At 73.7% G+C, this 23,986-nt stretch carries 22 protein-coding genes and 1 pseudogene; 11 read left to right on the forward strand and 12 right to left on the reverse strand.

All coding sequences use genetic code 11. The annotated features are described in order from the left end of the window. The first annotated feature begins 20 nt into the window (after positions 1–20). Positions 21–734, forward strand: coding sequence for a DsbA family oxidoreductase (locus Q9S36_RS38990; RefSeq protein ID WP_311290145.1), 714 nt, complete (start codon positions 21–23; stop codon positions 732–734). 21 nt (positions 735–755) lie between these two features. On the opposite strand, the gene Q9S36_RS38995 is transcribed toward Q9S36_RS38990, so the two are convergent. Then, positions 756–1,328, reverse strand: coding sequence for a YdeI/OmpD-associated family protein (locus Q9S36_RS38995; RefSeq protein ID WP_311290146.1), 573 nt, complete (start codon positions 1,326–1,328; stop codon positions 756–758). A gap of 147 nt (positions 1,329–1,475) precedes the next feature. On the opposite strand from Q9S36_RS38995, the gene serA reads away from it, so the two are divergent. Then, a complete protein-coding gene (gene serA, locus Q9S36_RS39000) occupies positions 1,476–3,071 on the forward strand; it encodes a phosphoglycerate dehydrogenase (RefSeq protein ID WP_311290147.1) in 1,596 nt (531 codons plus the stop codon). A gap of 78 nt (positions 3,072–3,149) precedes the next feature. On the opposite strand, the gene Q9S36_RS39005 is transcribed toward serA, so the two are convergent. Further along, positions 3,150–4,595: a PLP-dependent aminotransferase family protein gene (locus Q9S36_RS39005; RefSeq protein ID WP_311290148.1), complete on the reverse strand. Its 1,446-nt coding sequence runs from the start codon at positions 4,593–4,595 to the stop codon at positions 3,150–3,152. 62 nt (positions 4,596–4,657) lie between these two features. Between Q9S36_RS39005 and Q9S36_RS39010 the strand changes: the two genes are divergently transcribed. Then, a complete protein-coding gene (locus Q9S36_RS39010) occupies positions 4,658–5,338 on the forward strand; it encodes a hypothetical protein (protein ID WP_311290149.1) in 681 nt (226 codons plus the stop codon). A 26-nt stretch (positions 5,339–5,364) separates the two neighbouring features. Here the strand turns inward: Q9S36_RS39010 and Q9S36_RS39015 are convergent, their stop codons facing one another. Next, positions 5,365–5,931 (reverse strand): class I SAM-dependent methyltransferase, encoded by a 567-nt coding sequence (locus tag Q9S36_RS39015; protein WP_311290150.1) that lies wholly within the window; start codon positions 5,929–5,931, stop codon positions 5,365–5,367. A 430-nt stretch (positions 5,932–6,361) separates the two neighbouring features. On the opposite strand from Q9S36_RS39015, the gene Q9S36_RS39020 reads away from it, so the two are divergent. From Q9S36_RS39020 to Q9S36_RS39040, 5 genes are all read left to right on the forward strand, one after another. Further along, positions 6,362–6,502 carry a hypothetical protein gene (locus Q9S36_RS39020; protein WP_311290151.1) on the forward strand — a complete coding sequence of 47 codons (141 nt, stop codon included), beginning with the start codon at positions 6,362–6,364 and terminating at the stop codon, positions 6,500–6,502. A gap of 10 nt (positions 6,503–6,512) precedes the next feature. Next, positions 6,513–7,613, forward strand: coding sequence for a 3-isopropylmalate dehydrogenase (locus Q9S36_RS39025; protein ID WP_311290152.1), 1,101 nt, complete (start codon positions 6,513–6,515; stop codon positions 7,611–7,613). 24 nt (positions 7,614–7,637) lie between these two features. After that, positions 7,638–8,723 (forward strand): branched-chain amino acid aminotransferase, encoded by a 1,086-nt coding sequence (locus Q9S36_RS39030; protein ID WP_311290153.1) that lies wholly within the window; start codon positions 7,638–7,640, stop codon positions 8,721–8,723. Positions 8,724–8,891: 168 nt separating this feature from the next. Further along, positions 8,892–10,685: a Na+/H+ antiporter NhaA gene (nhaA, locus tag Q9S36_RS39035; RefSeq protein ID WP_396653931.1), complete on the forward strand. Its 1,794-nt coding sequence runs from the start codon at positions 8,892–8,894 to the stop codon at positions 10,683–10,685. A 231-nt stretch (positions 10,686–10,916) separates the two neighbouring features. Continuing rightward, positions 10,917–11,585 (forward strand): DUF2306 domain-containing protein, encoded by a 669-nt coding sequence (locus Q9S36_RS39040; protein ID WP_311290155.1) that lies wholly within the window; start codon positions 10,917–10,919, stop codon positions 11,583–11,585. On the opposite strand, the gene Q9S36_RS39045 is transcribed toward Q9S36_RS39040, so the two are convergent. The 4 genes from Q9S36_RS39045 to Q9S36_RS39060 form a co-directional block, all read right to left on the reverse strand. Beyond that, positions 11,564–12,208: a response regulator transcription factor gene (locus tag Q9S36_RS39045; RefSeq protein WP_311290156.1), complete on the reverse strand. Its 645-nt coding sequence runs from the start codon at positions 12,206–12,208 to the stop codon at positions 11,564–11,566. The two genes, Q9S36_RS39040 and Q9S36_RS39045, sit on opposite strands and share 22 nt — an antisense overlap. Then, entirely contained in the window at positions 12,205–13,332 is a 1,128-nt protein-coding gene (locus Q9S36_RS39050) for a histidine kinase (protein WP_311290157.1), read from the reverse strand. The genes Q9S36_RS39045 and Q9S36_RS39050 overlap by 4 nt, the downstream gene beginning before the upstream one ends. Positions 13,333–13,423: 91 nt before the next feature. Further along, positions 13,424–14,668, reverse strand: a complete 1,245-nt coding sequence (locus tag Q9S36_RS39055) for a hypothetical protein (RefSeq protein WP_311290158.1) — start codon at positions 14,666–14,668, stop codon at positions 13,424–13,426. Positions 14,669–14,699: 31 nt separating this feature from the next. Then, positions 14,700–16,289 carry a hypothetical protein gene (locus Q9S36_RS39060; RefSeq protein WP_311290159.1) on the reverse strand — a complete coding sequence of 530 codons (1,590 nt, stop codon included), beginning with the start codon at positions 16,287–16,289 and terminating at the stop codon, positions 14,700–14,702. Between the two features lie 150 nt (positions 16,290–16,439). On the opposite strand from Q9S36_RS39060, the gene Q9S36_RS39065 reads away from it, so the two are divergent. Continuing rightward, the gene (locus tag Q9S36_RS39065) at positions 16,440–18,107 is read left to right on the forward strand and encodes a serine/threonine-protein kinase (RefSeq protein WP_311290160.1); all 1,668 of its coding nucleotides are present in this window, start codon (positions 16,440–16,442) and stop codon (positions 18,105–18,107) included. Positions 18,108–18,118: 11 nt separating this feature from the next. Here the strand turns inward: Q9S36_RS39065 and Q9S36_RS39070 are convergent, their stop codons facing one another. After that, complete coding sequence (locus tag Q9S36_RS39070) at positions 18,119–19,003, reverse strand: homocysteine S-methyltransferase family protein (protein WP_311290161.1); 885 nt, start codon at positions 19,001–19,003, stop codon at positions 18,119–18,121. After that, the gene (locus Q9S36_RS39075; protein WP_311290162.1) at positions 19,000–19,293 is read right to left on the reverse strand and encodes a virulence factor; all 294 of its coding nucleotides are present in this window, start codon (positions 19,291–19,293) and stop codon (positions 19,000–19,002) included. The genes Q9S36_RS39070 and Q9S36_RS39075 overlap by 4 nt, the downstream gene beginning before the upstream one ends. Before the next feature lie 151 nt (positions 19,294–19,444). Between Q9S36_RS39075 and Q9S36_RS39080 the strand changes: the two genes are divergently transcribed. Continuing rightward, the gene (locus tag Q9S36_RS39080) at positions 19,445–20,053 is read left to right on the forward strand and encodes a DUF5709 domain-containing protein (protein ID WP_311290163.1); all 609 of its coding nucleotides are present in this window, start codon (positions 19,445–19,447) and stop codon (positions 20,051–20,053) included. Positions 20,054–20,094: 41 nt separating this feature from the next. Here Q9S36_RS39080 and Q9S36_RS39085 read toward each other — a convergent pair whose 3' ends face one another. The 3 genes from Q9S36_RS39085 to Q9S36_RS39095 all read right to left on the reverse strand — a co-directional run bounded on the left by Q9S36_RS39085 (position 20,095) and on the right by Q9S36_RS39095 (position 22,783). Beyond that, positions 20,095–20,718 (reverse strand): maleylpyruvate isomerase N-terminal domain-containing protein, encoded by a 624-nt coding sequence (locus Q9S36_RS39085; RefSeq protein ID WP_311290164.1) that lies wholly within the window; start codon positions 20,716–20,718, stop codon positions 20,095–20,097. A 24-nt stretch (positions 20,719–20,742) separates the two neighbouring features. Further along, positions 20,743–22,353: a RecQ family ATP-dependent DNA helicase gene (locus Q9S36_RS39090; RefSeq protein WP_311290165.1), complete on the reverse strand. Its 1,611-nt coding sequence runs from the start codon at positions 22,351–22,353 to the stop codon at positions 20,743–20,745. An 85-nt stretch (positions 22,354–22,438) separates the two neighbouring features. Continuing rightward, positions 22,439–22,783 (reverse strand): TraR/DksA C4-type zinc finger protein, encoded by a 345-nt coding sequence (locus Q9S36_RS39095; RefSeq protein ID WP_311290166.1) that lies wholly within the window; start codon positions 22,781–22,783, stop codon positions 22,439–22,441. 208 nt (positions 22,784–22,991) lie between these two features. Between Q9S36_RS39095 and Q9S36_RS39100 the strand changes: the two are divergent. After that, a pseudogene (locus Q9S36_RS39100) lies at positions 22,992–23,986 on the forward strand (citramalate synthase); the annotation flags it as partial.

Raw genomic sequence — 23,986 nt, forward strand, 5'->3', positions numbered from 1 at the left:
GGGCCGGTGTTGGGCCGGACGTGTTGATCGAGATCTGGTCCGACGTCGTGTGTCCCTGGTGCTACATCGGCAAGCGCCGCATCGAGAGCGCGCTGGCCGGGCTCGGCCACGCCGACGAGGTGGAGGTGCACTGGCGCTCCTTCCAGCTCGACCCCGGCGCGCCGACCGAGCCGACCGAGAGCACCGCGTCCATGCTCGCCCGCAAGTACGGCCAGTCGCCCGACGGTGCGCAGCAGATGCAGGAGCGCGTCGAGGCCGTCGCGGCGGAGGAGGGGCTGGTCTACCGGCTGTCCGAGACGCTGCACCTCAACACCGTCGACGCGCACCGAGTGATCCACCTCGCCCACGAGCAGGGTGGCAACGGGCTGCAGGGCCGCGTCAAGGAGGCGCTGCTGGCGGCGTACTTCACCCATGCCCGCAACCTCGCCGACCACGCAGTGCTGCGCGAGGTGGCCGTGGACGCGGGGCTCGACGCGGCGCGGGTGGACGAGGTCCTCGGCTCGCGCGAGTTCGAGAAGGAGGTCTGGGCCGACATGGAGCAGGCCCAGGCCTACGGCGCCACGGGCGTGCCGTTCTTCGTCATCGACCAGAAGTACGGCGTCTCAGGAGCGCAGCCGACCGAGGTCTTCACGCAGGTGCTCGAGCGAGCCTGGTCGGAGGCACACCCGAAGATCGAGGTCCTGGCGAGCGGCGACGGCGCGGAGGCTTGCGGCCCGGACGGCTGCTCCATCTGAGGCACCCGTGGGGCGGAGAGGTCACCGCGCCTTCTCCCCGCGAGCTGCCTTCTCGGCCGTGGTCTGCACGCGCGTGGCGCGGGTCTCGGGGCGCTTGGCCAGCACGATCCACGTCAGGATCAGCTTCTGCGCCGACGGCGACCACGACTCCCAGTGCTCGCGCGACCCCGGATGGCGGTCGAACGCCTCGGCGAGGTCGTCGGGGACCACGCAGTCCTCGACGTCGTCCATCAGGGTCCACATGCCCGTCTCCCGGGCGACGGCCACCGCCGCCGCGCCGGCCGGCTCCATCAGCCCGGCCGCCTCGAGGCGGGCGACCCGGCCCTTGTTGATGCGCGTCCACATGCTGCTGCGGCGGCGCGGGGCGAACCACTGCATCGCGCGGTGGTCGTCGACGGGCCGCACGGTCGCATCGACCCAGCCGTAGCGCAGCGCCTCCAGCACCGCCTCCTCGTAGGAGAACGGCCGCTCGGCGGCCTTGCGGGGGCTCACCAGCCAGACGCCCTGGGGCTGGGCGTGATGGTCGCGCAGCCAGGCGCTCCACTCCTCGACGGTGACCGGTTCGAGCCGCTCCGCGTCGTCCATCGCGCCCATGGCCGCATCCTAGGAGCGGCCACCGACACCCGGGGCGTGCTGAACTCTGGGACGGTTCCCACCGGGCAGGGGCCCGCGGGTAGGGTGGGCGGAGCACAGCGTCGTGCAGTCCCGCACCCACCCTTGAACCACCACGAGGACCCCGCTGTGAGCACACCTGCCAAGCCTGTCGTACTCATCGCCGAAGAGCTGAGCCCCGCCACGATCGAGGCGCTCGGCCCGGACTTCGAGATCCGCACCTGCAACGGCGCCGACCGCGCCGAGCTGCTGCCCGCGATCGCCGACGTCGACGCGATCCTGGTCCGCTCCGCGACCAAGGTCGACGCCGAGGCCCTCGCGGCCGCCGACCGCCTCAAGGTCGTCGCCCGCGCCGGTGTCGGCCTGGACAACGTCGACGTCAAGGCCGCTACCCAGGCCGGCGTCATGGTCGTGAACGCCCCGACCTCCAACATCGTCAGCGCGGCCGAGCTCGCGGTCGCCCTCATGCTGGCCGCCGCCCGCCACATCAGCCCGGCCCACGCGGCGCTGCGCAACGGCGAGTGGAAGCGCTCGAAGTACACCGGCATCGAGCTCTACGAGAAGACCGTCGGCATCGTCGGCCTCGGCCGCATCGGCGTCCTCGTCGCGCAGCGGCTGAGCGCGTTCGGCATGAAGGTCATCGCCTACGACCCGTACGTCCAGGCGGGCCGCGCCGCCCAGATGGGCGTGCGGCTGGTGGACCTCGACACGCTGCTGGGCGAGTCCGACTTCATGAGCGTGCACCTCCCCAAGACGCCGGAGACCGTCGGGCTGATCGGCGCCGACCAGCTCGCCCGCGCCAAGCAGAGCCTGGTGCTGGTCAACGCCGCGCGCGGCGGCATCGTCGACGAGGCCGCCCTCTTCGACGCGCTCAAGACCGGCCAGATCGCCGCCGCCGGCCTCGACGTGTTCGCCAGCGAGCCGTGCACCGACAGCCCGCTCTTCGAGCTGGAGAACGTCGTCGCCACCCCGCACCTCGGCGCCTCCACCGACGAGGCGCAGGAGAAGGCCGGCATCGCGGTGGCCCGCTCGGTGCGCCTCGCCCTGAGCGGCGAGCTCGTCCCCGACGCGGTCAACGTCCAGGGCGGCGTGATCGCCGAGGACGTCCGCCCCGGCATCCCGCTGACCGAGAAGCTCGGCCGGGTGTTCACCGCCCTCGCCGGCGAGGTCGCCCAGCAGATCGACGTCGAGGTGCGCGGCGAGATCACCGAGTTCGACGTCAAGGTCCTCGAGCTGGCCGCGCTCAAGGGCGTCTTCGCCGACATCGTCGAGGAGCAGGTCTCCTACGTGAACGCGCCGCTCCTCGCCGCCGAGCGGGGCACCGAGGTGCGCCTGGTGACCGAGGCCGAGAGCCCGGACCACCGCAACCTCATCACCATCCGCGGGACCCTCGCCGACGGCACGCAGGTGTCGGTCAGCGGCACCCTCGTCGGCATCGCGCAGAAGGAGCGACTGGTCGAGGTCAACGGCTTCGACGTCGACCTCGAGCCCACCACCCACCTGGCGTTCCTCACCTACGAGGACCGACCGGGCATGGTCGGCACGGTGGGCGGGATCCTCGGCGACGCCGCGGTCAACATCGCCGGCATGCAGGTCTCCCGCCAGGACAAGGGCGGCGCGGCCCTGGTCGCGCTCAGCGTCGACTCGGCGATCCCGGGCAGCACCCTCGCCGAGATCGAGGAGGCCATCAAGGCCGACTCGGTGCGCGCGGTCGACCTGTCCTGACGCGCGGCTGAACGCCGCACCTCGCGTCGAGCCCGTCCCCGCCCCGGCGGGGGCGGGCTCGTCCCGTACGGGGGCGCGTCAGGCGACGAGGACGCGGCTCGGTCGGCCCGGACGAGGTCCACCGTGCGCCGCGACGACTTCCCATGCAGCGGCGAGGCGACGGGTGGCCGCCACCAGCTGGTCGGGGTCGGCCGTCCACGGGATGCGGACGAAGCGGTCCAGCCCGCCCTCGACCGCGAACACCGGCCCGGGCGCCACCACGACGCCGTGCCGGGCGGCCTCCTCGGTGAGTGCCGTCCCCAGCGGCGCGGGCAGCTCGCACCACAGCGCGAGCCCACCGTCCGGCACCCGGAAATCCCAGTCGGGGAGGTGCTCGCCGACGGCACCGACCAGCGCGTCGCGGCCGGCGAGCAGGCGTGCGCGGTGGACCGGCAGCACCTCGTCGGCGCGCTCCATCAGGTCGGCGAGGACGAGCTGCTCGAAGACCGGGGCACCGAGGTCCAGGCCGATCCGGGCCTGAAGCAGCCGATCCATGTCGGCCATCGGGGCGCGCACCCAGCCGAGCCGCAGGCCACCCCAGTAGGACTTGCTCGCGCTGCCGATGGTGATCGTGTCGGGGGAGTGGAAGGCGAGCGGCCGCGGCATCTCCTCCGCGAGGCCCGGTCGCAGCGCCAGCGCCTGGTGGGCCTCGTCGGCGACGGCGACGGTCCGCGTGCGGGCCAGGGCCGCGGCCAGCTCCTCGCGCTCCGCGTCGGACATCAGGTGTCCGGTCGGGTTCTGGAAGTCGGGGATGAGGTACGCCAGCCGCGGGGAGGTCTGCCGCAGCGTCGCGGCGAGTGCTTCGAGGTCCCAGCCGTCGGGGTCGACGGTCGCCGGCACCAGCCGCGCCCCGGCGTGCCGCACGGCCTGGGTGGCGTTGGGGTAGGTCGGCGACTCGACCACCACCCGCTCGCCGGGGGCGGTGAACGCCTGCGCCACGATCGACGCTGCGGCCAGCGCGCCGGCCGTCACCATGACCTGCTCCGGTGCGGTGGGCACCCCGCGGGCGTCGTACGCCGCCGCGATGCGCGCCTGCAGCGCCGGGACCCCGAGCGGGAAGTAGCCCGGGCCGCCGAGGTAGGCGGGCAGCTCCTCGGTCGCGCGCTGGTAGGCCTCGACCAGCCCGGGGGGCGCGGAGTGGGCGGCACAGTTCAGGTCGATGACGTCGTCGCCACCGAGCCCCGGCATCAGCGCCCGGTCGTGGGCGCGACGACGCCCGCCCGGCACGCGGGTGAAGGTGCCCGACCCGCGCCGGGCCTCGGCGTACCCGCTCTCGCGGAGCACGTCGTAGGCGCGCGTGACGGTGGCCCGGGAGACGTCGAGCGCCGCGGTGAGCTCGCGCTCGCTGGGCAGGCGGACGTCGAGACCGATGCGGCCGTCGCCGATGAGCACCCGCAGGCTCTCGGCCAGGCCCAGGTAGGCGGGGGAGCGCGGGAAGTCGCCCACGAGAGTGGCCACGCGCTGGGCGCTGACGAGGCGGGTCATGCAGGCCACTGTCCCATGATTGGCCATGTACGACAAGGCCAATTGAGGCCAGACTGGAATCCATGAGCAGAGCCGTCTCCACCGGAAGCACCGCCCCCCGCGGGGTCCTCGTCGACCTCGGCCCGCTCGCCCAGCTGCGCGCGGGCCGGCTCGCCCGTCGCCTGCCGCAGCTCTACGTCGGGCTGTTCCTGTACGGCGTCTCGCTGGCGCTCATGGTCCGCGGGGCCCTGGGCCTCGCGCCGTGGGACGTGCTCCACTCCGGCTTCATCCGCCACGTCCCGATGACGCTGGGGCAGGCGGTCGTGCTGTTCAGCTTCGTCGTGCTCGTCCTGTGGATCCCGCTGCGGGAGATGCCCGGCCTCGGCACCATCAGCAACGCGGTCGTCGTCGGGCTCTCCGCCGACGCCACGCTCGCCGTGGTGGACCAGCCGGACGCCCTGTGGGCGCGCATCGCCCTGATGGTCGGCGGCGTCGCGCTCTGCGGGCTCGCCAGCGCTCTCTACATCGGCGCGCAGCTCGGCCGCGGGCCGCGGGACGGCCTGATGACCGGCCTGGCGCGGCGCACGGGGCTCTCGCTGCGCCTGGTGCGCACCGGGCTCGAGGTCGCCGTCGTGGTGATCGGCCTGCTGCTCGGGGGTGTGCTCGGCCTCGGCACGGTCGTCTACGCGCTGGCGATCGGCCCGCTGACGCAGCTGATGCTGCCGTGGTTCACCGTGGACGTGCTGGCGCCGGACGCCGAGTAGCCCGCCGGGTGGCGCGCGGGCAGCGCTCAGCGCCGCGTGGCAATGACCGCGGAGGCGTCGGTCGCCACCATGACCTCGACGGCGGTGAACCGCTCGTCGGTGAGCCACTGCTCCCGCAGCGTGTCGACGCGGCCGTAGGTGATCGGCGGCCACGACTCGCAGGGGGCGAAGTCGTCGAGCACCACGATCCCGCCCGGCTCGACGAGGTCGATGACCTGGTCGACGCCGACCTCCGACGGGCTGCCGGAGTCGAGGAAGAGCAGCGAGAAGGGGCCGTGCTCGCGCAGCACGCTCCAGTCCGCCGCGAGGACCTCGACCTTCGCGTCGTCCTCGAAGATCCGCTGCGCCGCACCGGCCAGGGACTCGTCGAGCTCGGCGGTGAGGATCCGCGCCCCGTTGCGCACGCCGCTGCGCAGCCACGCCGTACCGACGCCGCAGCCGGTGCCGAACTCCGCCATCGTGCCGCCCCTCGTGGCGGCGAGGGTGGCGAGCAGGCGGCCGGTCTCGTTGCGGCAGAACGCGACGTAGCCGGCCTGGCGGCACACGTCGAAGGCGCGCGAGACGATGTCGGGAAGATCGGGGGGAGCAGACATGAGGTCGCCGAGTCTGTCACCAGTCCCGCGCAGGTCTCAGGGGGCGGTCCGACATCTCACGATCTGACACGTTTCGCAAACCGGGTGCGGACGGCCCGCGGACGGTCGTACAGTCGTCCCACCATGCGGAGCGTCTTCGTACTTATCGACTGCCGCGGCGAGGCCTGACAGAGAGGCCACCTCGTCGCGGTGTTCGGCGTTGACGAGGTTCCGCCGCCCGGCCTTTCGCCCAGAGATCCATCTCTGAGTTCGAAGCCGTCGCCTCCGTGGCGGGTCCACGCAGTCCTTGCGCGATCCGCACGCTCGTCGGCCGGCAGCCGGGCCCGGGCGATCCCCGTACCCCTGCTCCCTCACCCGCTGCGGTGTCGGTGGCTTCGGACAGCACACCCGATGACCCACCGACCAGGCACCGCACACAGGAGTGAGACCGATGTACGACATGTATCCCGACTCGTGGGGTCCCGCCGCCCACGACCCCGACAACGCCCGCAGCGCCGAGAACACCGCGGTCGCCGTCCAGACCGCGCTTGACCTGCGAGACGGCAGCGGCCAGCGTCCGGACGACAACTAGCCTTCGCCGCATGCCCGACACCCAGCAGCCCGCGTCCGCACCGGCCACGTCGTCGGTCCACGGGAGCCAGGCCCTCGCCGTCATCCCCGGCGACGGGATCGGCCCCGAGGTGACCGCCGAGGCGCTCAAGGTCCTCGAGGTCGCCTCCCCGGTGAAGTTCGAGTCGACGCGCTACGACCTCGGCGCCGAGCGCTACCTCGCGACCGGCGAGGTGCTGCCCGACTCGGTGCTCGTGGAGATCCGCGGGCACGACGCGATCCTGCTCGGCGCTGTCGGCGGCAAGCCCAACGACCCGAACCTCCCGCCCGGGATCCTCGAGCGCGGCCTGCTGCTGCGACTGCGCTTCGAGCTCGACCACTACGTGAACCTGCGTCCCTCGCGCCTGTTCCCCGGCTCCACCTCACCCCTGGCGGAGCACGTGCTGGAGAAGGGCGAGGTCGACTTCGTCGTGGTCCGGGAGGGCACCGAGGGCCCCTACACCGGCAACGGTGGCGCCCTGCGCGTCGGCACCCCGGCCGAGGTGGCCACCGAGGTCTCCGTGAACACCGCGTACGGCGTCGAGCGCGTCGTCCGCGACGCCTTCGCCCGGGCGCAGAAGCGGCCGCGCAAGAGGCTGACGCTGGTCCACAAGACCAACGTGCTGGTCAACGCCGGCTCGCTCTGGTGGCGGCTCTTCGAGGACGTCGGCGCTGAGTTCCCGGACGTCACGACCGACTACATGCACATCGACGCGGCCATGATCTTCATGTCCACCGACCCCGCCCGCTTCGACGTGATCGTCACCGACAACCTCTTCGGCGACATCATCACCGACCTCGCCGCCGCCATCACCGGCGGCATCGGGCTGGCCGCCTCCGGCAACGTCAACCCCGACCGGACGGCCCCCTCGATGTTCGAGCCGGTGCACGGCTCGGCCCCCGACATCGCCGGTCAGCAGAAGGCCGACCCGACCGCCGCCATCCTGTCCGGCGCGCTGCTGCTCGACCACCTCGGCCACGCCGACGCCGCGGCCGCGATCGAGGCTGCGGTGCTGGCCGACCTCGCCGAGCGGGCGCCCGGCACGAGCCGTCGTACGAGCGAGGTCGGCGACGCCATCGCCTCCCGCCTCTGAGCCCGACCTGAGTAGGTTGACCCCATGCAGATCAGCACCACCGCCAACCCCACGCCCGTCGACGACGCCCGGCTCGCCGAGATCCTCGCGAACCCCGGCTTCGGGACGTACTTCACCGACCACATGCTCACGGTCGAGTGGACGCCGGAGGAGGGCTGGCACGACGCCCGCATCACGCCGTACGGCCCGCTGACGCTCGACCCCGCGACGGCGGTGCTGCACTACGCCCAGGAGACCTTCGAGGGCATGAAGGCCTACCGCCACGAGGACGGCTCGATCTGGACGTTCCGGCCCGAGCAGAACGCCGCGCGCATGGTGCGCTCCTCGCAGCGCCTCGCCTTCCCCGAGCTGCCGGTCGACGACTTCGTCGCGTGCGTCGACGCGCTGGTGGAGGCCGACCAGCGCTGGGTCCCGGACAACGCCGGCGTTGGTGGCGGGGAGAAGTCGCTCTACCTGCGACCGTTCATGTTCGCCTCCGAGACGTTCCTCGGCGTGCGCCCGGCCCAGCACGTGACCTTCATGGTCATCGCGTCGCCCGCCGGTGCGTACTTCAAGGGTGGCATCAAGCCGGTCAACCTCTGGCTGTCCGAGACCTTCACCCGCGCGGGCCGTGGCGGCATGGGTGCGGCCAAGACCGGCGGCAACTACGCCGCCTCGCTGGCGGCGCAGCGCGAGGCGATCGAGAAGGGCTGCGACCAGGTCGTGTTCCTCGACGACCAGGAGTTCCGCTACATCGAGGAGCTCGGCGGGATGAACCTCTTCTTCGTCCACCGCGACGGGCGGATCGTCACGCCGGAGACCGGGACGATCCTCGAGGGCATCACCCGCGCCTCGATCATCGAGCTCGCCGGCAAGCTCGGCCACGCGGTCGAGGAGCGGAAGTTCTCCATCGACGAGTGGCGCGACGGCGTCGCGTCGGGCGACATCACCGAGGTCTTCGCCTGCGGCACTGCGGCCGTGGTGACCCCTGTCGGCGAGCTGCGCAGCCCCTCGGGCGTGACGGCCGCGCCCGCCAGCACCGAGCTCACCATGCAGATCCGTGAGGCCCTCGTCGGCATGCAGTTCGGCCGCAGCGAGGACACCTTCGGCTGGATGCACCAGGTCTGCTGACGTCCCTTGGTGGTTGAGGTGCGAGCGACGCGAGCCTCGAAACCCCATGGGCCGCCCCGCTAGCCTCGAGTGGTGAGCGCGGCGCCTGACCAGATCGACCCCACCCAGTCCACCTGCGTCGGGTCGGCGGCCTACGAGGCGCAGAGCTCGCGCTCCCTGCGCGACTTCATGAGCACCGAGTCGGCCTCCGCCGGGCTGCTCGTGCTGGCGTCCGTGGTCGCCCTGGTGTGGGCGAACTCGCCGTGGTCGCAGTCCTACGTCGACCTGTGGCACACCGAGATGTCGATCAGGTTCGGCGACGGCGGGCTCACGATGGACCTGCACCACTGGATCAACGACGGCCTGATGGTCGTGTTCTTCTTCGTGATCGGCCTCGAGGTCCGCAAGGAGTTCGCGATCGGCGAGCTCACCGACCGCAGCCGGGCGGTCGTCCCGCTCGTCGCGGGCATCGCCGGGATGCTCGTGCCCGCCGCGATCTTCCTCGCGCTCAACCCCTCCGGTGAGCAGGCGGCCGGCTGGGGTGCGGTGATCGGCACCGACACCGCGTTCCTCCTCGGCGTGATGGCGCTCGTCGGCCCGTCGGTGTCCACGCAGCTGCGGATCTTCCTGCTCACCCTCACGGTCATCGACGACATCGTCGCGGTCAGCGTGATCGGCATCGTCTACTCCGACGACCTGTCGATGGGGTCCTTGGCGGTCGCGGCCGGCTGCCTCGTCGTCCTCGCGGTCCTCGACCGCACGGGGGTCTGGCAGGCGGCGCCGTATGTCCTCGTCGTCCTCGTCCTCTGGGTCGCGACGCTCGAGTCGGGCGTGCACGCCTCGATCGCCGGCATGCTGAGCGGCCTGCTCGTCCCCGCGCTCGACCCGCGCCGGTCCGACGTCGAGGAGGCGGCGCGACGGTTCCGGGCGTTCCGGCAGTCGCCGATGCCCGGCGTCCAGCGCGCGGCCCGACGCTCGCTCACCCGGGCGATCTCGGTCAACGAGCGGCTGCAGGAGGCGTTGCACGCGCCCACCAGCCACGTCGTCGTACCCGTCTTCGCGCTGGCGAACGCCGGCGTCGACCTCCGCGACGGCGTCCTGGGCGACGCCCTGGCCTCGACGTTGATGTGGGGCATCGTGCTCGGCCTGGTCGTCGGCAAGGCGGTCGGCATCTTCGCTGGGTCGTGGGCGAGCGTCCGGCTGGGCTGGGGACGCCTCCCGCAGGGGGTGGGGCTCGGCCACACGCTCGCCGGCGGCGCCCTGTCGGGCATCGGGTTCACCGTGTCCCTGCTCATCATCAGCCTGGCCTTCGAGTCCACCCGGCTGCAGGACCAGGCGCGCGTCGGCGTGCTGCTCGCCGCGGTCCTGGCCAGCCTCGCCGGGTGGGCCGCGTTCCGCTTCTCCGCCCGGGTGCTCGGGCAGGACGACGCCGCGCTGCCACGCACGCTGAGCCGCCCCGTGGACCCGGCGCGCGACCACGTCCTGGGCCCGGTCGACGCACCCCTCACGCTCGTGGAGTACCTCGACTACGAGTGCCCCTTCTGTGCCCGCGTGAGTGGGGTCGGCGACGAGCTGCGCGAGCACTTCGGCGACCGGCTGCGCTACGTCACCCGCCACCTGCCGCTCCCGGTCCACCCGCACGCGGAGCTCGCCGCCCTCGCGGCCGAGGCCGCCGCCCGCCAGGGCCGCTTCTGGGAGATGCACGGCGTGCTCTTCGCGCACCAGGACGAGCTCGAGCTCGAGGACCTCGTCGGGTACGCCGCCGAGGTCGGCCTCGACGTCGAGCAGTTCATGCGCGACCTCGACGACGAGGACCTCGCCCGCCACGTGGAGCACGACGTCGCCTCGGCCGAGGCGAGCGGCGTGCGCGGCACGCCGACGTTCTTCATCGGCGACACCCGGCACGTCGGCCCGTACGACGCACGCAGCCTGATCTCCGCGCTGGAGGCGACGCAGCCGGCCGAGCCTCCCCTTGGTCGTTGAGGTGCGAGCGCAGCCCCGCATCGGTGGTTGAGGTGCGAGCGCAGCGAGCCTCGAAACCACGTCCCGCCGGGGCCAGGACCGCCACACGTGTCCGACTTCTGGCCCCTGAACCCGCAACCTGGGGGCCGGAACCGCCGCACGTGTCCGACTTCTCGCCCTCGGCCGATCGGCTGACCCGGTCCGGCCTCCGGGCCGATCCGCACGCGACGCGGAACCCCGAGGCTCGTGGTCATGACGACGACCGCGCTCCGACCTGCCGCCCCGCCCCGCACCCGACGGGACTGGTGGATCCCGGCGAGCCTGCTCGCGCTGACCTTCGTCCCCGTCGCGGCCGGCGCCGCCCGGCTCGTCGACCTGTCCTCGGGCCGCACGGAGGAGAATGCCCGCTTCTTCGACCTGCCGGCTCCGATCATCGTCCACATCGTCGGCGCGACCACCTTCTGCGTGCTCGGCGCCTTCCAGTTCATGCCGTCGTTCCGGCGGCGCCGTCCGGGGTGGCACCGCTGGAGCGGACGGGTGCTCGTCCCGGCGGGGCTGGCCGCCGCGCTCAGCGGCATGTGGATGGCGGCGTTCGCCGAGCTGCCCGCCCACGACAACACCGCGCTCATGTGGATCCGGCTGCTCTTCGGCTCGCTCATGCTGGCCGGACTGGTGCTCGGTCTGATGGCGATCCGGCGCCGGGACGTGCGCACGCACCAGCGCTGGATGGCGAGGGCGTACGCCGTCGGGCAGGGCGCCGGCACGCAAGCCCTGGTCCTCGGGCCGATGGTGCTCGTCGTCGACCAGCCCGGCGGCACCCTCAAGGCGAGCGGGATGGCGTTCGCGTGGGTGCTCAACCTCGCCGTGGCGGAGTGGCTGGTGCGCCGCAGCCAGTCGCGTCAGTCGAGGCGCCGGGTCTGATAGGCCCACAGCGCCAGCTCCACCCGGTTCCGGGCGCCCAGCTTGCCCATCAGGGCACCCAGGTGGGTCTTCACGGTGCTCAGCGAGATGTAGAGCTCGGCCGCCACCTCGTGGTTGGTGAGACCGCGGGCGACGGCGAGCAGCACCTGCTCCTCCCGCCCCGTCAACGGCGAGGTGGGCTGCGACGGGGCGTCGCGATCGGCGTACGTCCGGAGCAGGCGCGTGGTGACCGACGGCGCGATGAGCGACCCGCCGTCGGCGGCCGCGCGCACGGCGTGGGTGAGGAGCTCGGGCCCGCAGTCCTTGAGCAGGAACCCCCGCGCGCCCGCCAGCAGGGCGCCGTAGACGTACTCGTCGAGGTCGAAGGTCGTCACGACCACGACCGCCATGGGGTCCGGCACGTCCGGTCCGGCCAGGGCGCGGGTGGCCTCGATGCCGTTGAGCCGCGGCATCCGGATGTCGAGCAGGCAGACGTCGGGCCGGAGGGCGCGCGCCTGGTCGACGGCGTCCTGTCCGTCGACGGCGGTGGCGACCACCTCGATGCCCTCCCGGGCGCCGAGGATCATGGCCAGGCCGGTGCGGACGATCTCCTGGTCGTCGGCGACGAGCACGCGCAGGCTCACCGGCGCTCCTCCGCCGGCAGGGTCGCCGTCACGCACCAGCCGCCCGGTGCCGGCCCAGCGACCAAAGTGCCGCCCAGGAGCGTGGCCCGCTCGGTCATGCCGACGATGCCGAAGCCCTGTCCGGACCGCGTGAGCGCACGACCGTCGTCGCTCACGACGAGCCGGACGTCGTCGTGCTGCCGGTCCACGTGGACGCTGACCGTCGTCGCGCCCTCGGCATGACGACGCGCGTTGGCGACCGCCTCCTGCGCGATCCGCTGCACGGCGGCGGCGACGGTGGGGGAGAGGTCGTCGAGCCCGTCGGCGACGTGCACCTCGACGCGTGGCCCGGCGCCGCCCGGTGTGGCGATGCCGGCGAGGTCGTTGAGCGGACGGTCGGCGACGTCGTCGTCGGTGCGCAGCATCCGCACCACCTTCCGCGTCTCGGCGAGCGTGCGGGTGGCCTCCTCGTCGATCCGGCGCAGCGCGTCGCGCGCCGCCTCCGGCTTCGCGTCGGCGACCGCGAGGCCGGCTTGGGCGCTGATCGCGATCGCGGTGAGGTGGTGGGCGACGGTGTCGTGGAGGTCGCGCGCCAGTCGCTCCCGCTCCTGCTGGCGTACGACGTCGAGCTGGCGCGTGCGCAGCATCGACCGGGAGCGAAGCGCGGCACCGACCGCCGCGGCCGCCACCACGACGGCCGCTCCGCCGATCCGGTCGCCCGCCGCGAGCGGCTGGGTGGCGAGCGACGTCCCGGCGACCAGGAGGAACAGGCCGAGGCCGACCGCGGCGTCGCGTCCTCGGGCCCAGCGGGTGAGGGAGAACGGGATGAGCAGCCCCACCACGGCGGTGTTGAGGTCGTCGGGCTCGCGATCCCCGCTCGTCCAGGCGAGGATCATCAGCGGCACCGTGACGGCCGCGAAGACCGCGGACATCCGCAGCGGGCGCGTCCGTCGTACGAGCACGGTCGGCAGCCACACCAGGAACGTCGCCAGTGACAGCCAGCGCCCGTCCATGTCGGTGCGCAGCAGGGCCTCCGCCACGCCGAGCACCGCGAGGAGCGCCACGAACGCGTGGTCCCACCGGGTCGCCGGTCGCGCGTCCGGCGGCGCGGGCAGGCGCCACAGCGACCGGGCCAGGGTGAGCATGCGCACACCGTAGTGCTCGGCGCGGGCCGTCCGGATCGGCCGGACGGCCGAGGGGACACGTGTCCGCGACGTCGCCCTCCGGGGCGTCGCGTCAGGGCGACGTCCCGGACACGTGTGGTCCCGCTGGCGCGGCCTCACGCCTCCGACGGCGTACGCCGGTGCGGAACAGCTCGATGCCGAAGGCGATGACGGTGCCGGTGACGATCAGGCCCAGGTCGCGCGTCGTCCCGGCCGAGGCGCCCTCGATGGCCACGAAGGAGGCGCAGGTCCCCTGGGCGAGGAGGGCCTCCTGCTGCCGCGCGGAGAAGCTGATCGTCCCGGAGGCGAGCGCCTCGACGGGGAAGTAGAGGTCGGTGGCCTCCGCGCCCTCCTCGAGCCGCCCCCGGTCGAGCGAGCGGGGGAGCGCGCTCCGGCACGTCCACGCCGGTGCGCTGCCGAAGTTGGAGTCGGGCGCGGGGAAGGTCGCGCCTCCCTGGAGGACGTGGTCGCCCAGGTCGAGCGAGGTGACCCCGCGGGCGACCTCGAGCTTCGCGTCGTAGCCGGCCTCGAGACCGGCCTCCTCCGAGACGACCACGAACACCCCGACGGTGCCGTCGTCGTCCTCGGTGTCTCGCGCGTAGGCGTCCCCGGTGAGCTGGGCCGTGCTGAGCACCGTGGGCAGTCCGGCCACCGCCGGCAGGGTGACGTAGCAGCCCTCGAGCACCGATCGCCCGCTGGTCCAGTCGGCCCGGAAGCGCAGGGTCAGGGGAGTGAGGACCTCGCCCCACCTCGGGACGTCGACCTCCACGAACACCGCGTGCGCAGCCTTTGTGGCGGTGAGCTCCAGGTCCGCGTCGACCGGGTCCGTCGGCACACCGGTCGCGAAGGGGGCGAAGCCGTTGCCGGTCCAGGCACGCAACCCGTCCAGCACCTCGCCCACGTCCGCGTCCGCGGGCAGCCCGTCCGGGATGGCGAACCGCACGGTCGCGGAGCGGGCGAGGTCACGGCGGTTGTCGATCCAGAACTCCGCGGTGGGCGCGAGCGTGAGCCGGACGTCCACGGGCTCGCCACACTCGTCCACCTCGGCCGCCATCGACAGGGTGAGCCCGGCGTCGAAGGCCCGCTGCTCCGTCGGCTCCTCGATCCCCTCGACGACGACGCCGATGCCGCGCTGCTCGGGTGGGGGCCGGACGTCGACGCTGATCAGCGCCGCAGCACCGACCCCGCCGAGCAGGGTGACGCACAGGCCGAGGCCGATCCCCCGCGGGGAGATCCCACCGGGCGGGGTGGTCCACAGCATCTCCGCCAGCAGGCCGAGCGCCCCGAGCGCCAGCGCGGCGACGATCACCCACGTCACGGTCAGGACGATCGGGTGGGGCGCGGCGGCATCATCGCGGCACCACGCGGAACGTCGTACCGCCGACGAGACGACACCGCACGGTCTTCGACACCGACCAGATGAGGAGCGGCTTGAGCGAGCCGCACAGCTGCCTGAGCCTGACGCAGGCCAGCTCGGTGTACGACGACTTGTAGGGGATCGGCTCGCCACCCGGGCACCGGGAGGCCGAGCTGGTCCGGTCGAGTGGCACCACCGTCGTGTTGCCCGACGGGTCGACGACCTCGATGTAGGCGGGCCGCCGGGAGGTCGCGGTCAGCGCGAGGTCGACGTCGCCCTCGCAGTCGTCGAGGGAGCAGACCCGTTGGGTGTCGTCGAGAGGTCGCTTGTCCTCGTCGAGCAGCCTGACGGAGCGGACGCCGGTGCCGCTGTCCTCGAGGTTCACGCCGACGTACCACCCCTGTGCCGACTCGAGCACCAGCGACGCCTCGACGTCCGGCGACGTCGGGTCGAGCACGATCGTGTCCGTGACGACCACGTCCGCGATGCGCGGTCCGCTGAAGCGGACCTGCACCTCGCGGACGGTCGGGCCCTTGGAGCCCGGGAGGCGCCATCCGACGACCCGCGCGAGGTCGCGCACCCGCGTCCTGCCGCGGCCGTTGCGGATCGCTGCCGAGTCCGCGCCCTTCGGCCAGTTGAGGAGCAGGTCAACGTTGCGCGTCGAGGTGCTGTAGGTGTCGTGCGTCGTGCGGCTCTGGATCGTCACGGACGGGCCGGCGTCGGGAGCGGGGGGCCGTACGCCGTCCGGGCAGCCGTTGTAGGGGGCGGGGGCGGGCACCCCGGCGAGGTCCGGGCACGCGTCCGCTGCGTCCGCGACGCCGTCGGCGTCCGCGTCGGGGCAGCCGTCCGCGCTCACGCGTCCCGGCGAACCCTGTCCCTCGCAGTTGTCCTGGTGGTCGGCCACGCCGTCCCCGTCGGAGTCGGCGGGGGCGAAGCGCAGCCGGACCCGGGACGGCCCGCCCGGGGTGCCGGCGTCCTGGCACGTCTCGGGGCCCCCGGCACAGCGGCCGCCGACCTGGACGAAGTAGACCCGGTCGCCGGTCACGGCGACGCCTGCCGCGGCCTCGTCGCCCGCGCCGGGCACCCCGTCGACGCAGGAGACCGTGGTCGCTGCGTCCGCCAGCGAGGTGCTGCCCCAGCCCGAGTCCGCCGCGGAGCGGACCACGAGCACCGAGTCGTAGCCGGCGGTCTCGGCGACGACGTCGATGCGACCGCTCACCCCCGGGTCGAAGCGCACCCAGCCGGTGCGACCGGCGTACACCGGGCCGGAGGGAGTCAGGCACCCGTGGAGGCCGCCGGCAGAGCCGGCTTCGGCAGCCTGGAGCGTGAACGCGCTGGTGTCGAACGACCCCGAGACGAGCTCGCGCGCAGCGCCGCCGTGCGGGACCTCGGCCCCGCTCCCCGACACGTCGTTCAGGGTGACCGCGCCGAAGGTGTCGTAGTCGGTGCCGGAGACCGCGGACGCCTGGACGACCGCCAGCGACTGGACGATCGCCACCGTGAGCGCGACCGGGACCACCCGCCCCCAGAGCCTCGTCCGCATGGTCATCACCCCGCTGGAGGCGCCTTCGCGACCCGGCACCTCGTGACCATCCAGAGTAAAGAAGTTCCCCCGGCGGAGCACCCGGCTTTCGCAGGTGGCCTAGACCGTCCGCGTGGGGGTCGCCGAACGCGCCCCGCCGCGTGTCGCCGGGATCGGACCGATGACGCGCGTCGCCCGTATCCTCGTGGGGTGACGACGTACCCGCGCCCCGAGGCGCCGCCGGCCGGGCTGACCGTGGGCGGGTACACCCTGCGCGCCCGCCTCGGCGAGGGCGGCATGGGCGTGGTCCACCTCGGCCAGAAGCCTGGGGAGCGGCCGGTCGCGATCAAGGTGCTGCGTCCGCATGTGGTCGGCGACGACGAGGCGCGGCGCCGGCTGGCGCGCGAGGTGAGCTCGCTGAGCCGGATCCGCAGCCGCCGGATCGCCGAGATCGTGGACTCCGACCCGTGGGGCGACATCCCCTTCGTCGCGACCCGCTACGTCCCCGGCCTCTCGCTGCACGACCACGTGCAGGAGGAGGGGCCGCTGTCCGGCGAGGACCTGTTGTGGTTCGCCGACTGCCTGGCCGAGGCGCTCGAGGCGGTGCACTCCGTCGGGGTGCTGCACCGCGACGTGAAGCCGTCCAACGTCATCATGGAGGGCCGCACGCCGATCCTCATCGACTTCGGCCTGGCCCGCGTCGCCGAGGACTCCCGCATCACCATGAACGGCTGGCTGCTCGGCACGCCCGGCTACCTCGCCCCCGAGATCCTCTACGGCGACGACGCGACGGTCGCCTCCGACGTGCATGCCTGGGCGGCCACCGTGGCGTACGCCGGGACCGGCCGCGCCCCGTTCGGCCGCGGGCCGTCGGTGGCGATCATGGACCGTGTCCGCCGCGGCGAGCACGACCTGACCGGTCTCGACCCCGAGGTGCTCGAGCTGGTCGAGGAGGCGCTCGCCCCGGCTGCCGAGGACCGGCCCACCCTGGACGAGGTGCGCGACTGGCTCGAAGACCTCGCCGGGGGCGAGCCGCGCGAGCCGCGGCGCCACCCTCACCCGGTCACACTGCCCTACGCCGCCGCTGCCCATCAGGGCTCGCCGACCGAGGTCGACACCCCTCCCGCCGAGCCGGTGCACTGGTCGTCCGACTGGGACTCGCCCGTGCCGGGCTTCCGCGACGACCGCGACCCGGCGCACGACGCGTACACCGTCCCCCAGCGCCAGACCCGCGTCCTGCCCGACGGCAGCACTGAGTACGTCTCGGCCGAGTACGGCCCGGCAGCCCGTGAGCGCGTGCCCGCCGGTGAGCGCCTCCGGCGCTCGCTGCTGCTGCTCGCCGGAGCGGGCGTGGTCACCGGCGCCATCGCTTTCGCACCGTGGGTCGCGCTCGCCGTGATCGCGGTGACCGTCTGGGTCCTCCGCACCGGCTCGATCGCCGCCGGCTCCTCGGCCGCTCGCCGCAACCGCCGCGGCGCCCGGTGGTACGACGGCATCCAGGTGGTGCTGGCCGCCCCCTGGCACGTCGTGGCCGGGCTCGGCGGGACCGTGCTCCTGCTGTTCTGGAGCCTCGGCATCGCCGTGGCCGTCGCCCTGGTGTGCTTCGCCGCGTCGCTGTCGATGACGACGTCACTGACCGTGATCGGCGCGGCCTTCGCGCTCGGCACCTGGTGGGGGCCCGGGTCCGAGCGCCTGCAGTCGCCGGTCCACCGCGTCGTCGACCCGCTCGCCCGTCACGGCGTGCCGTGGCTGCTCGTCACCCTGCTCGTCGCCGCGCTCGCCTCGGGCCTGGGCGCCGGGGTCGCGGCCCAGGGCACCGACTGGACGCCCGACGACTCGGCGCCCTTCTCCGACGTGAGCCTGCCCGGCTGGCTCTGAGCCGCGCCGGCTCAGGCGGGCGCCAGCGTCGCCCGCATCGCCGCGATGTGGGCGGGCGTCGACCCGCAGCAGCCGCCGACCAGGTCGATGCCGAGGCCGGCGAGCCGCTGCGCGTGCGCGGCCAGGTCGGCGGGAGTGGCGTCGTACTCGAAGTGGTCGCCCACCACCTGGGGCAGGCCGGCGTTGGACTGCGCCACCAGGAGCACGTCGCCGGTGCGCGCCTCGACCATCTCGGCGGCGATGAGCTCCATCTCAGCAGGACCGCGGCCGCAGTTCGCGCCCACGGCGTCGACGCCCGCGGCGGCGAGGTGCGCCACCGCGTCAGCGGGACGGACGCCCATCATCGTGCGCACGTTGGTGTCGAAGCTCATCGTCACCACGACCGGGAGGTCCGGCGCGACGTCGCGGGCGGCGGCCAGCGCGGCGTCGGCCTCGGCGAGGTCGCTGAGCGTCTCCACGAGCACCAGGTCGATGCCGCCCTCGACCAGCCCGGCGAGCTGCTCGGCGAAGATCGCCTGCGCCTCCTCGGGGGTCATCGTGCCGAGCGGGGCCAGCAGCTCGCCGGTGGGGCCGAGGTCGCCGGCCACCAGCAGCCCGTGCGGCTCGGCCACCGAGCGGGCGACCCGGGCGGCGTTGCGGTTCACCTCGGCGAGCCGGTCGCCCAGCCCGTGCATGTCGAGCCGTGGCCGGGTGCCACCGAAGGTGTTGGTCGTCAGGATCCGCGATCCCGCGTCGGCGTACGCCGTGTGTGCCGCGCGGACCGCATCCTGGTTCTCCAGGTTCCAGAGCTCGCCGGGCGCGCCGTCCTCGAGGCCGCTGTCCTGCAGCAGCGTGCCCATGCCACCGTCGAGGAGCACCGGCCGGTCGGCGCCGAGCAGCGCCGCGAGCCGGTTCACCGGGCCAGCCCGTCGAGGTAGCCGGCGACCCGCTCGGCGGGCCAGTCGGCCTCCAGCTCGGCCACGACGCGGTCGAGCACGTCGGCGGGGGCGCCGTCGGCCGCGGTCCACGGCGAGCGGTCCCACCCGGCGAGGTAGTCGTCCGCGCCGGTGTCGCCGAGCCGCATGGCCGCCTCGTCGATCGCCTCTTGGAAGCGCGCCGCCAGCGTGGCCTTCACCGTCTCCTCGCCCGACCGGGCCGTGACCATCGACGGCAGCTCGCGCCACCGCGTCACCTGGTAGTCCGTCATGTCCGGAGCCTAGGTCGGCCGTCCCGGTGCCGGGGAGGACGTCCGCCGGGTGAACGCCCCGGGCTGTGACGTGGTTCGCCGTTCAGGTCGCCGGAACGGGGTACGTAGCGTGCTCAGGAACGACACGAGCACCGACACGAGGAGGACCCTCATGGCCGAGCAGCCGGACATCGACACCGAGATCGGGACCGACCCCGCCGTCGACGTCACCGGGGACGCGACCGACAACGAGAGCTACCACGGCTACAGCGTCGACGACGAGACGCAGCCGCAGGGCGAGGGCGACAGCCTGGTCGACGACCGCGGGCTGGCCGAGCCGCTCGACGAGGGCTACTCGCCGCCGGAGAAGTGGTCGGCGGCGCAGGGTTACGGCAACACCCCGCTCGAGGAGAGCCAGGGCGAGTCGCTCGAGCAGCGCACCGACCAGGAGGTCCCGGAGCCCGACCCCTACGAGGTCGCGCAGGAGGAGGCCGAGCGCGGCGACCTCGCGCCGCTGGTCGCCGAGGACAGCACCGACGGGGAGGCCGTGCAGGCCGACGTCGAGGGCCAGGGCGGTGAGCGCGCCGGGCGCCTCGTCGCCGAGGATGAGGGCGTGCGCACCGACACCGAGAAGGACCTCGTCGCCACCGACGTCGGGATCGACGGCGCGGGCGCCGGCGCCGAGGAGGCCGCGGTGCACGTCGAGGAGGACCCGCTCGCGGAGGACCCGCTGCTCCTGGACTCCGAGGTCGTCGACGAGGAGCCCGACGGCACCAGGTGAGCCCCACGTGAGCCCCGCGTGAGCCGGCCGCCGGCGCCGGGTCAGAGGACCGAGAAGCCGGCCGGGAGTCCCTCCCGGCCGGTGGCGGCCCGCAGCACCCTCGCCGCCACGCCCTCCTGGACGGCCAGCCCAGCCAGCAGGTCGAGCGCCTGGGCCGCCGGGCGCGGCGGCGGCTCCGCGGGCACGCCGAGCGCCGTGGCGAGGTCGGCCGTGTGGACCACCAGCTCGAAGGTGCGCGTCGGCAGGTAGTCGACGAGACGCATGCCGCCGGCGATGGTCGTGACGACCTCCTCGCCGTGGCACCGCTCCACCCGGGCGAGCACGCGGTCCGCGATGGCCGCGACCTCCTCGGCCACGTCCGCGGAGCCGGTGCCCAGCGCCTCGCCGGCCGCCCGGCCGCGCTCGGCCACCGCCGCGTCGTCGGCCGCTCGGCGGCCCCGTCGGAAGTACTCGAGCGCGGACTCGACGTCGACCTGCCCCGCGGGGCGGTCGAGGTAGGACTCCACGGTCAGCAGCGCCCGGCTGGTGTGACCGACCAGGCTGCGCACGTCCCACTCGCCGAGCCCGGGCTGCGACCACCGTCCGCCGACGAGGCCGGCGGTGTCGACGAACCAGGTCGTGGCGTCGGCGTACGCCGAGCGGGAGTCGACCCACGACCAGGACATGCACGGAGGCTAGCCCCGTGTGGCTCACGCGTGCTCGAGCAGGCCGCGCTCCTCGACCGCGTCGAGGCCGAGGGTGCGGTAGCCCACGTCCTCGAACAGCACGGTCAGGCGGTCGTCCTCGACGTCGGTGACGGTCCCGACCCCGAACTCCTCGTGCCGCACAGCGTCCTGGACGGCGTACGGCGCGTCGGAGTTCCCGCTCTCGTCGGGGGCGACCCCCTCGACGCAGTTGTCGCAGTTGTCGCAGATGCCGCACCGGTCGCGCACCTCCGCCCCGAAGTAGCCGAGCATGAACGCACTGCGGCACCGGTCGGTCTCGGCGTAGGCGCGCATCATGTCGACCCGGGACCCCTCGAGCCTGCGCTGCGCCTCGGCCCGGTCCACGACGGCGTCCACGAGCCGGTCCAGCCCGACGTCGTCGGGCAGGTCGTGGGCCTCGCGGGCCAGGCGCACCAGGTTGACGAGGCGTCCGGCCTTGCGGGGGCCGAAGTCGAGGTGCTCGCTGACCTCCCGCGGGTCGTCGGTGCCCGCCGCGTCGATCGCCCGGGCCACGGCGCGCACGTCGGCCCGCTTCGGCACGGGCGTCGCGAAGAACTTGCCGAGCGAGAGGTCCTCGGCGCGGTAGGCGAGGACGGCGGTGGCGGTGAGGTGGTCGCGCCCCGCGCGGCCGACCTCCTGGTAGTAGGTGTCGGGCGACTCCGGCACGTCGGCGTGCACGACGAACCGGATGTCGGGCTTGTCGATGCCCATCCCGAAGGCCGAGGTGGCCGCCACGAGCGGCAGGTCCCCGGACATGAAGCGGTCGTGCACCTCGGTGCGACGGCGCTGGGGGAGACCGGCGTGGTAGGCCGCGGCCCGGTGGCCGCGCTGCGTGAGGGCATCGGCGTACTCCTCGGCGCCGGCGCGCGTGCGGCAGTAGACGACGCCGCTGCCCGGCTCGCCGGAGAGCTCGTCGACGAGCTCGAGGACGCGTTCGCGCTGCTCGGCCGCCTCGGCGAACCGCTCGACCCGGAGCGCGATGTTGTCGCGCTCGAAGCCGGTCAGGACGGTGCGGTGGTCGTGGAGGGCGAGGCGCTCGGCGATGTCCTCCTGGGTCGGCAGCGCGGCCGTCGCGGTCATCGCGATGACCCGCGGCTTGCCGATCCGGGCCACCAGGTCCCCGAGCCGGAGGTAGTCGGGCCGGAAGTCGTGGCCCCACGACGAGACGCAGTGCGCCTCGTCGACGGCGACGAGCGTCGGACCGATCTCCGCGACCTCGGCCAGCACCTCGGGGTTGGCGAGCTGCTCGGGGGAGAGGAGCAGGAACCGCACGTCGCCCTCGCGCGCGCCGCGCAGCACCTCGGCGCGGGTGCCCTCGGACTCCACCGAGCTGAGCCGGGCGGCCGACAGCCCGGCCTCCTCGAGCGAGGCGACCTGGTCCTGCTGGAGCGCGAGCAGCGGCGAGACGACGACCGTGCAACCCTCGAGCAGGATCCCGGCCACCTGGTAGGTCAGCGACTTCCCCGACCCGGTCGGGGCGACGAGCAGCACGTCGTGCCCGTCGAGCAGGGTGGTGACCGCCTCCTCCTGCCCGGGCAGCAGCTCCCGGTGCCCGAACCACTTCTCCGCCGTCTCGCGCACGGACCTGCTCGCCAACCCCGGCTCCTCCCAGCCGGCCGGTGGCCGGTCACTCGATCGAGCGCCCGGGGTACCCGCGGGTCCGCACGGGCATGCGACCCCCTCACCCGTGGGTGCGGGCCGCGCAGGCGATGCAGGTGCGGGTCGCCGGCAGCGCCTCGAGCCGGGCCTCGCCGATCGGGGCGCCGCACCCCTCGCACGTGCCGTAGGTGCCGGCCTCCACGCGCGCCAGCGCCGCGTCGACCTCCGCCACGTGGTGGCGTACCTGCCGGATCAGGGCGCCGATCTGCGAGCGCTCGAAGGCGATCGTGTGGCCCTCGGGGTCGTGCTCGTCGTCGGCGTTGGTGTCGAGCGACGCCGCCACCATCGCCTCGTGGTCGCCCGACAGGCTCGCCAGCCGCTCGAGCGCCTGCCGGCGCTCGGCGTCGAGGCGCTCCCGGGTGTCCACGACCCCATCCTGCGCCAGGGGTCCGACAGCGTGGGTCGACCGGATCGTGGGACATCCGTCTCACGGCGGCGGGATCGGTGGCACGATGCTCTCGTGAGCAGCACCACGATCATCATTGCCTAGCGCGCGCCGGGACTCCCCGCCGCGCCGACCTCCTGCACCCCAGGAGGTCTTTTACATTTCGCACCCGACACCGAGAGACCCTCCGATGGACCTGCACGGCGCGTTCCACGTCTACGACACCACCCTGCGCGACGGCGCGCAGCAGGAGGGGCTCAACCTCTCCGTCGCCGACAAGCTGTCCATCGCGCGGCAGCTCGACGGGCTCGGCGTGGGCTACATCGAGGGTGGCTGGCCGGGCGCCAACCCCAAGGACACCGAGTTCTTCCGCCGCGCCCGCGAGGAGCTCGACCTCACCCACGCGAGGCTCGCGGCGTTCGGCGCCACCCGGCGGGCCGGCGTACGAGCCGCGGACGACCCGCTGGTCGCCGCGCTGCGGGACTCGGGTGCGGGCGTCGTCACGCTCGTCGCGAAGTCGCACGACCGCCACGTCGAGCTCGCGCTCCGCACCACGCTCGAGGAGAACCTCGCGATGGTGCGCGACACCGTGACCCACCTGCGCGAGGAGGGCCAGACCGTCTTCCTAGACGCCGAGCACTTCTTCGACGGCTACCAGGCCAACCGGGCCTACGCGCTCGAGGTGCTGCGCACCGCGGCCGAGGCCGGGGCCGAGGTCGTCGCGCTGTGCGACACCAACGGCGGCATGCTGCCCGACTGGGTCTCCGACGTGGTCCTCGACGTCATCGACACCACCGGCGCACGCGTCGGCATCCACGCGCACAACGACAGCGGCTGCGCGGTCGCCAACTCGCTCGCCGCGGTCGCCGCGGGCGCGACGCACGTGCAGGGCTGCATCAACGGCTACGGCGAGCGCACCGGCAACGCCGACCTGGTCACCGTCGTGGCGAACCTCGAGCTCAAGCTGGACCGCAGCGTCCTGCCCCAGGGCCTGCTGCGAGAGGCCACCCGCATCGCCCACGCCGTCGCCGAGGTCACCAACGTCCCGCCGGCCTCGCGCCAGCCGTACGTCGGCACGTCGGCGTTCGCGCACAAGGCCGGCCTGCACGCCAGCGCGATCAAGGTCGACCCCAACCTCTACCAGCACCTCGACCCGCTCGTCGTCGGCAACGACATGCGCCTGCT

It is taken from the genome of Microbacterium sp. ARD31 (assembly GCF_031844425.1).

What these genes read in the sequence shown, in the direction of transcription:
- Q9S36_RS38995 (WP_311290146.1), bottom strand. Translation starts at nt 1,328, where the DNA reads ATGGGCGCGATGGACGACGCGGAGCGGCTCGAACCGGTCACCGTCGAG.
- Q9S36_RS39005 (WP_311290148.1), bottom strand. Translation starts at nt 4,595, where the DNA reads ATGACCCGCCTCGTCAGCGCCCAGCGCGTGGCCACTCTCGTGGGCGAC.
- Q9S36_RS39010 (WP_311290149.1), top strand. Translation starts at nt 4,658, where the DNA reads ATGAGCAGAGCCGTCTCCACCGGAAGCACCGCCCCCCGCGGGGTCCTC.
- Q9S36_RS39015 (WP_311290150.1), bottom strand. Translation starts at nt 5,931, where the DNA reads ATGTCTGCTCCCCCCGATCTTCCCGACATCGTCTCGCGCGCCTTCGAC.
- Q9S36_RS39020 (WP_311290151.1), top strand. Translation starts at nt 6,362, where the DNA reads ATGTACGACATGTATCCCGACTCGTGGGGTCCCGCCGCCCACGACCCC.
- Q9S36_RS39025 (WP_311290152.1), top strand. Translation starts at nt 6,513, where the DNA reads ATGCCCGACACCCAGCAGCCCGCGTCCGCACCGGCCACGTCGTCGGTC.
- Q9S36_RS39030 (WP_311290153.1), top strand. Translation starts at nt 7,638, where the DNA reads ATGCAGATCAGCACCACCGCCAACCCCACGCCCGTCGACGACGCCCGG.
- nhaA (WP_396653931.1), top strand. Translation starts at nt 8,892, where the DNA reads ATGAGCACCGAGTCGGCCTCCGCCGGGCTGCTCGTGCTGGCGTCCGTG.
- Q9S36_RS39040 (WP_311290155.1), top strand. Translation starts at nt 10,917, where the DNA reads ATGACGACGACCGCGCTCCGACCTGCCGCCCCGCCCCGCACCCGACGG.
- Q9S36_RS39050 (WP_311290157.1), bottom strand. Translation starts at nt 13,332, where the DNA reads ATGCTCACCCTGGCCCGGTCGCTGTGGCGCCTGCCCGCGCCGCCGGAC.
- Q9S36_RS39075 (WP_311290162.1), bottom strand. Translation starts at nt 19,293, where the DNA reads ATGACGGACTACCAGGTGACGCGGTGGCGCGAGCTGCCGTCGATGGTC.
- Q9S36_RS39080 (WP_311290163.1), top strand. Translation starts at nt 19,445, where the DNA reads ATGGCCGAGCAGCCGGACATCGACACCGAGATCGGGACCGACCCCGCC.
- Q9S36_RS39085 (WP_311290164.1), bottom strand. Translation starts at nt 20,718, where the DNA reads ATGTCCTGGTCGTGGGTCGACTCCCGCTCGGCGTACGCCGACGCCACG.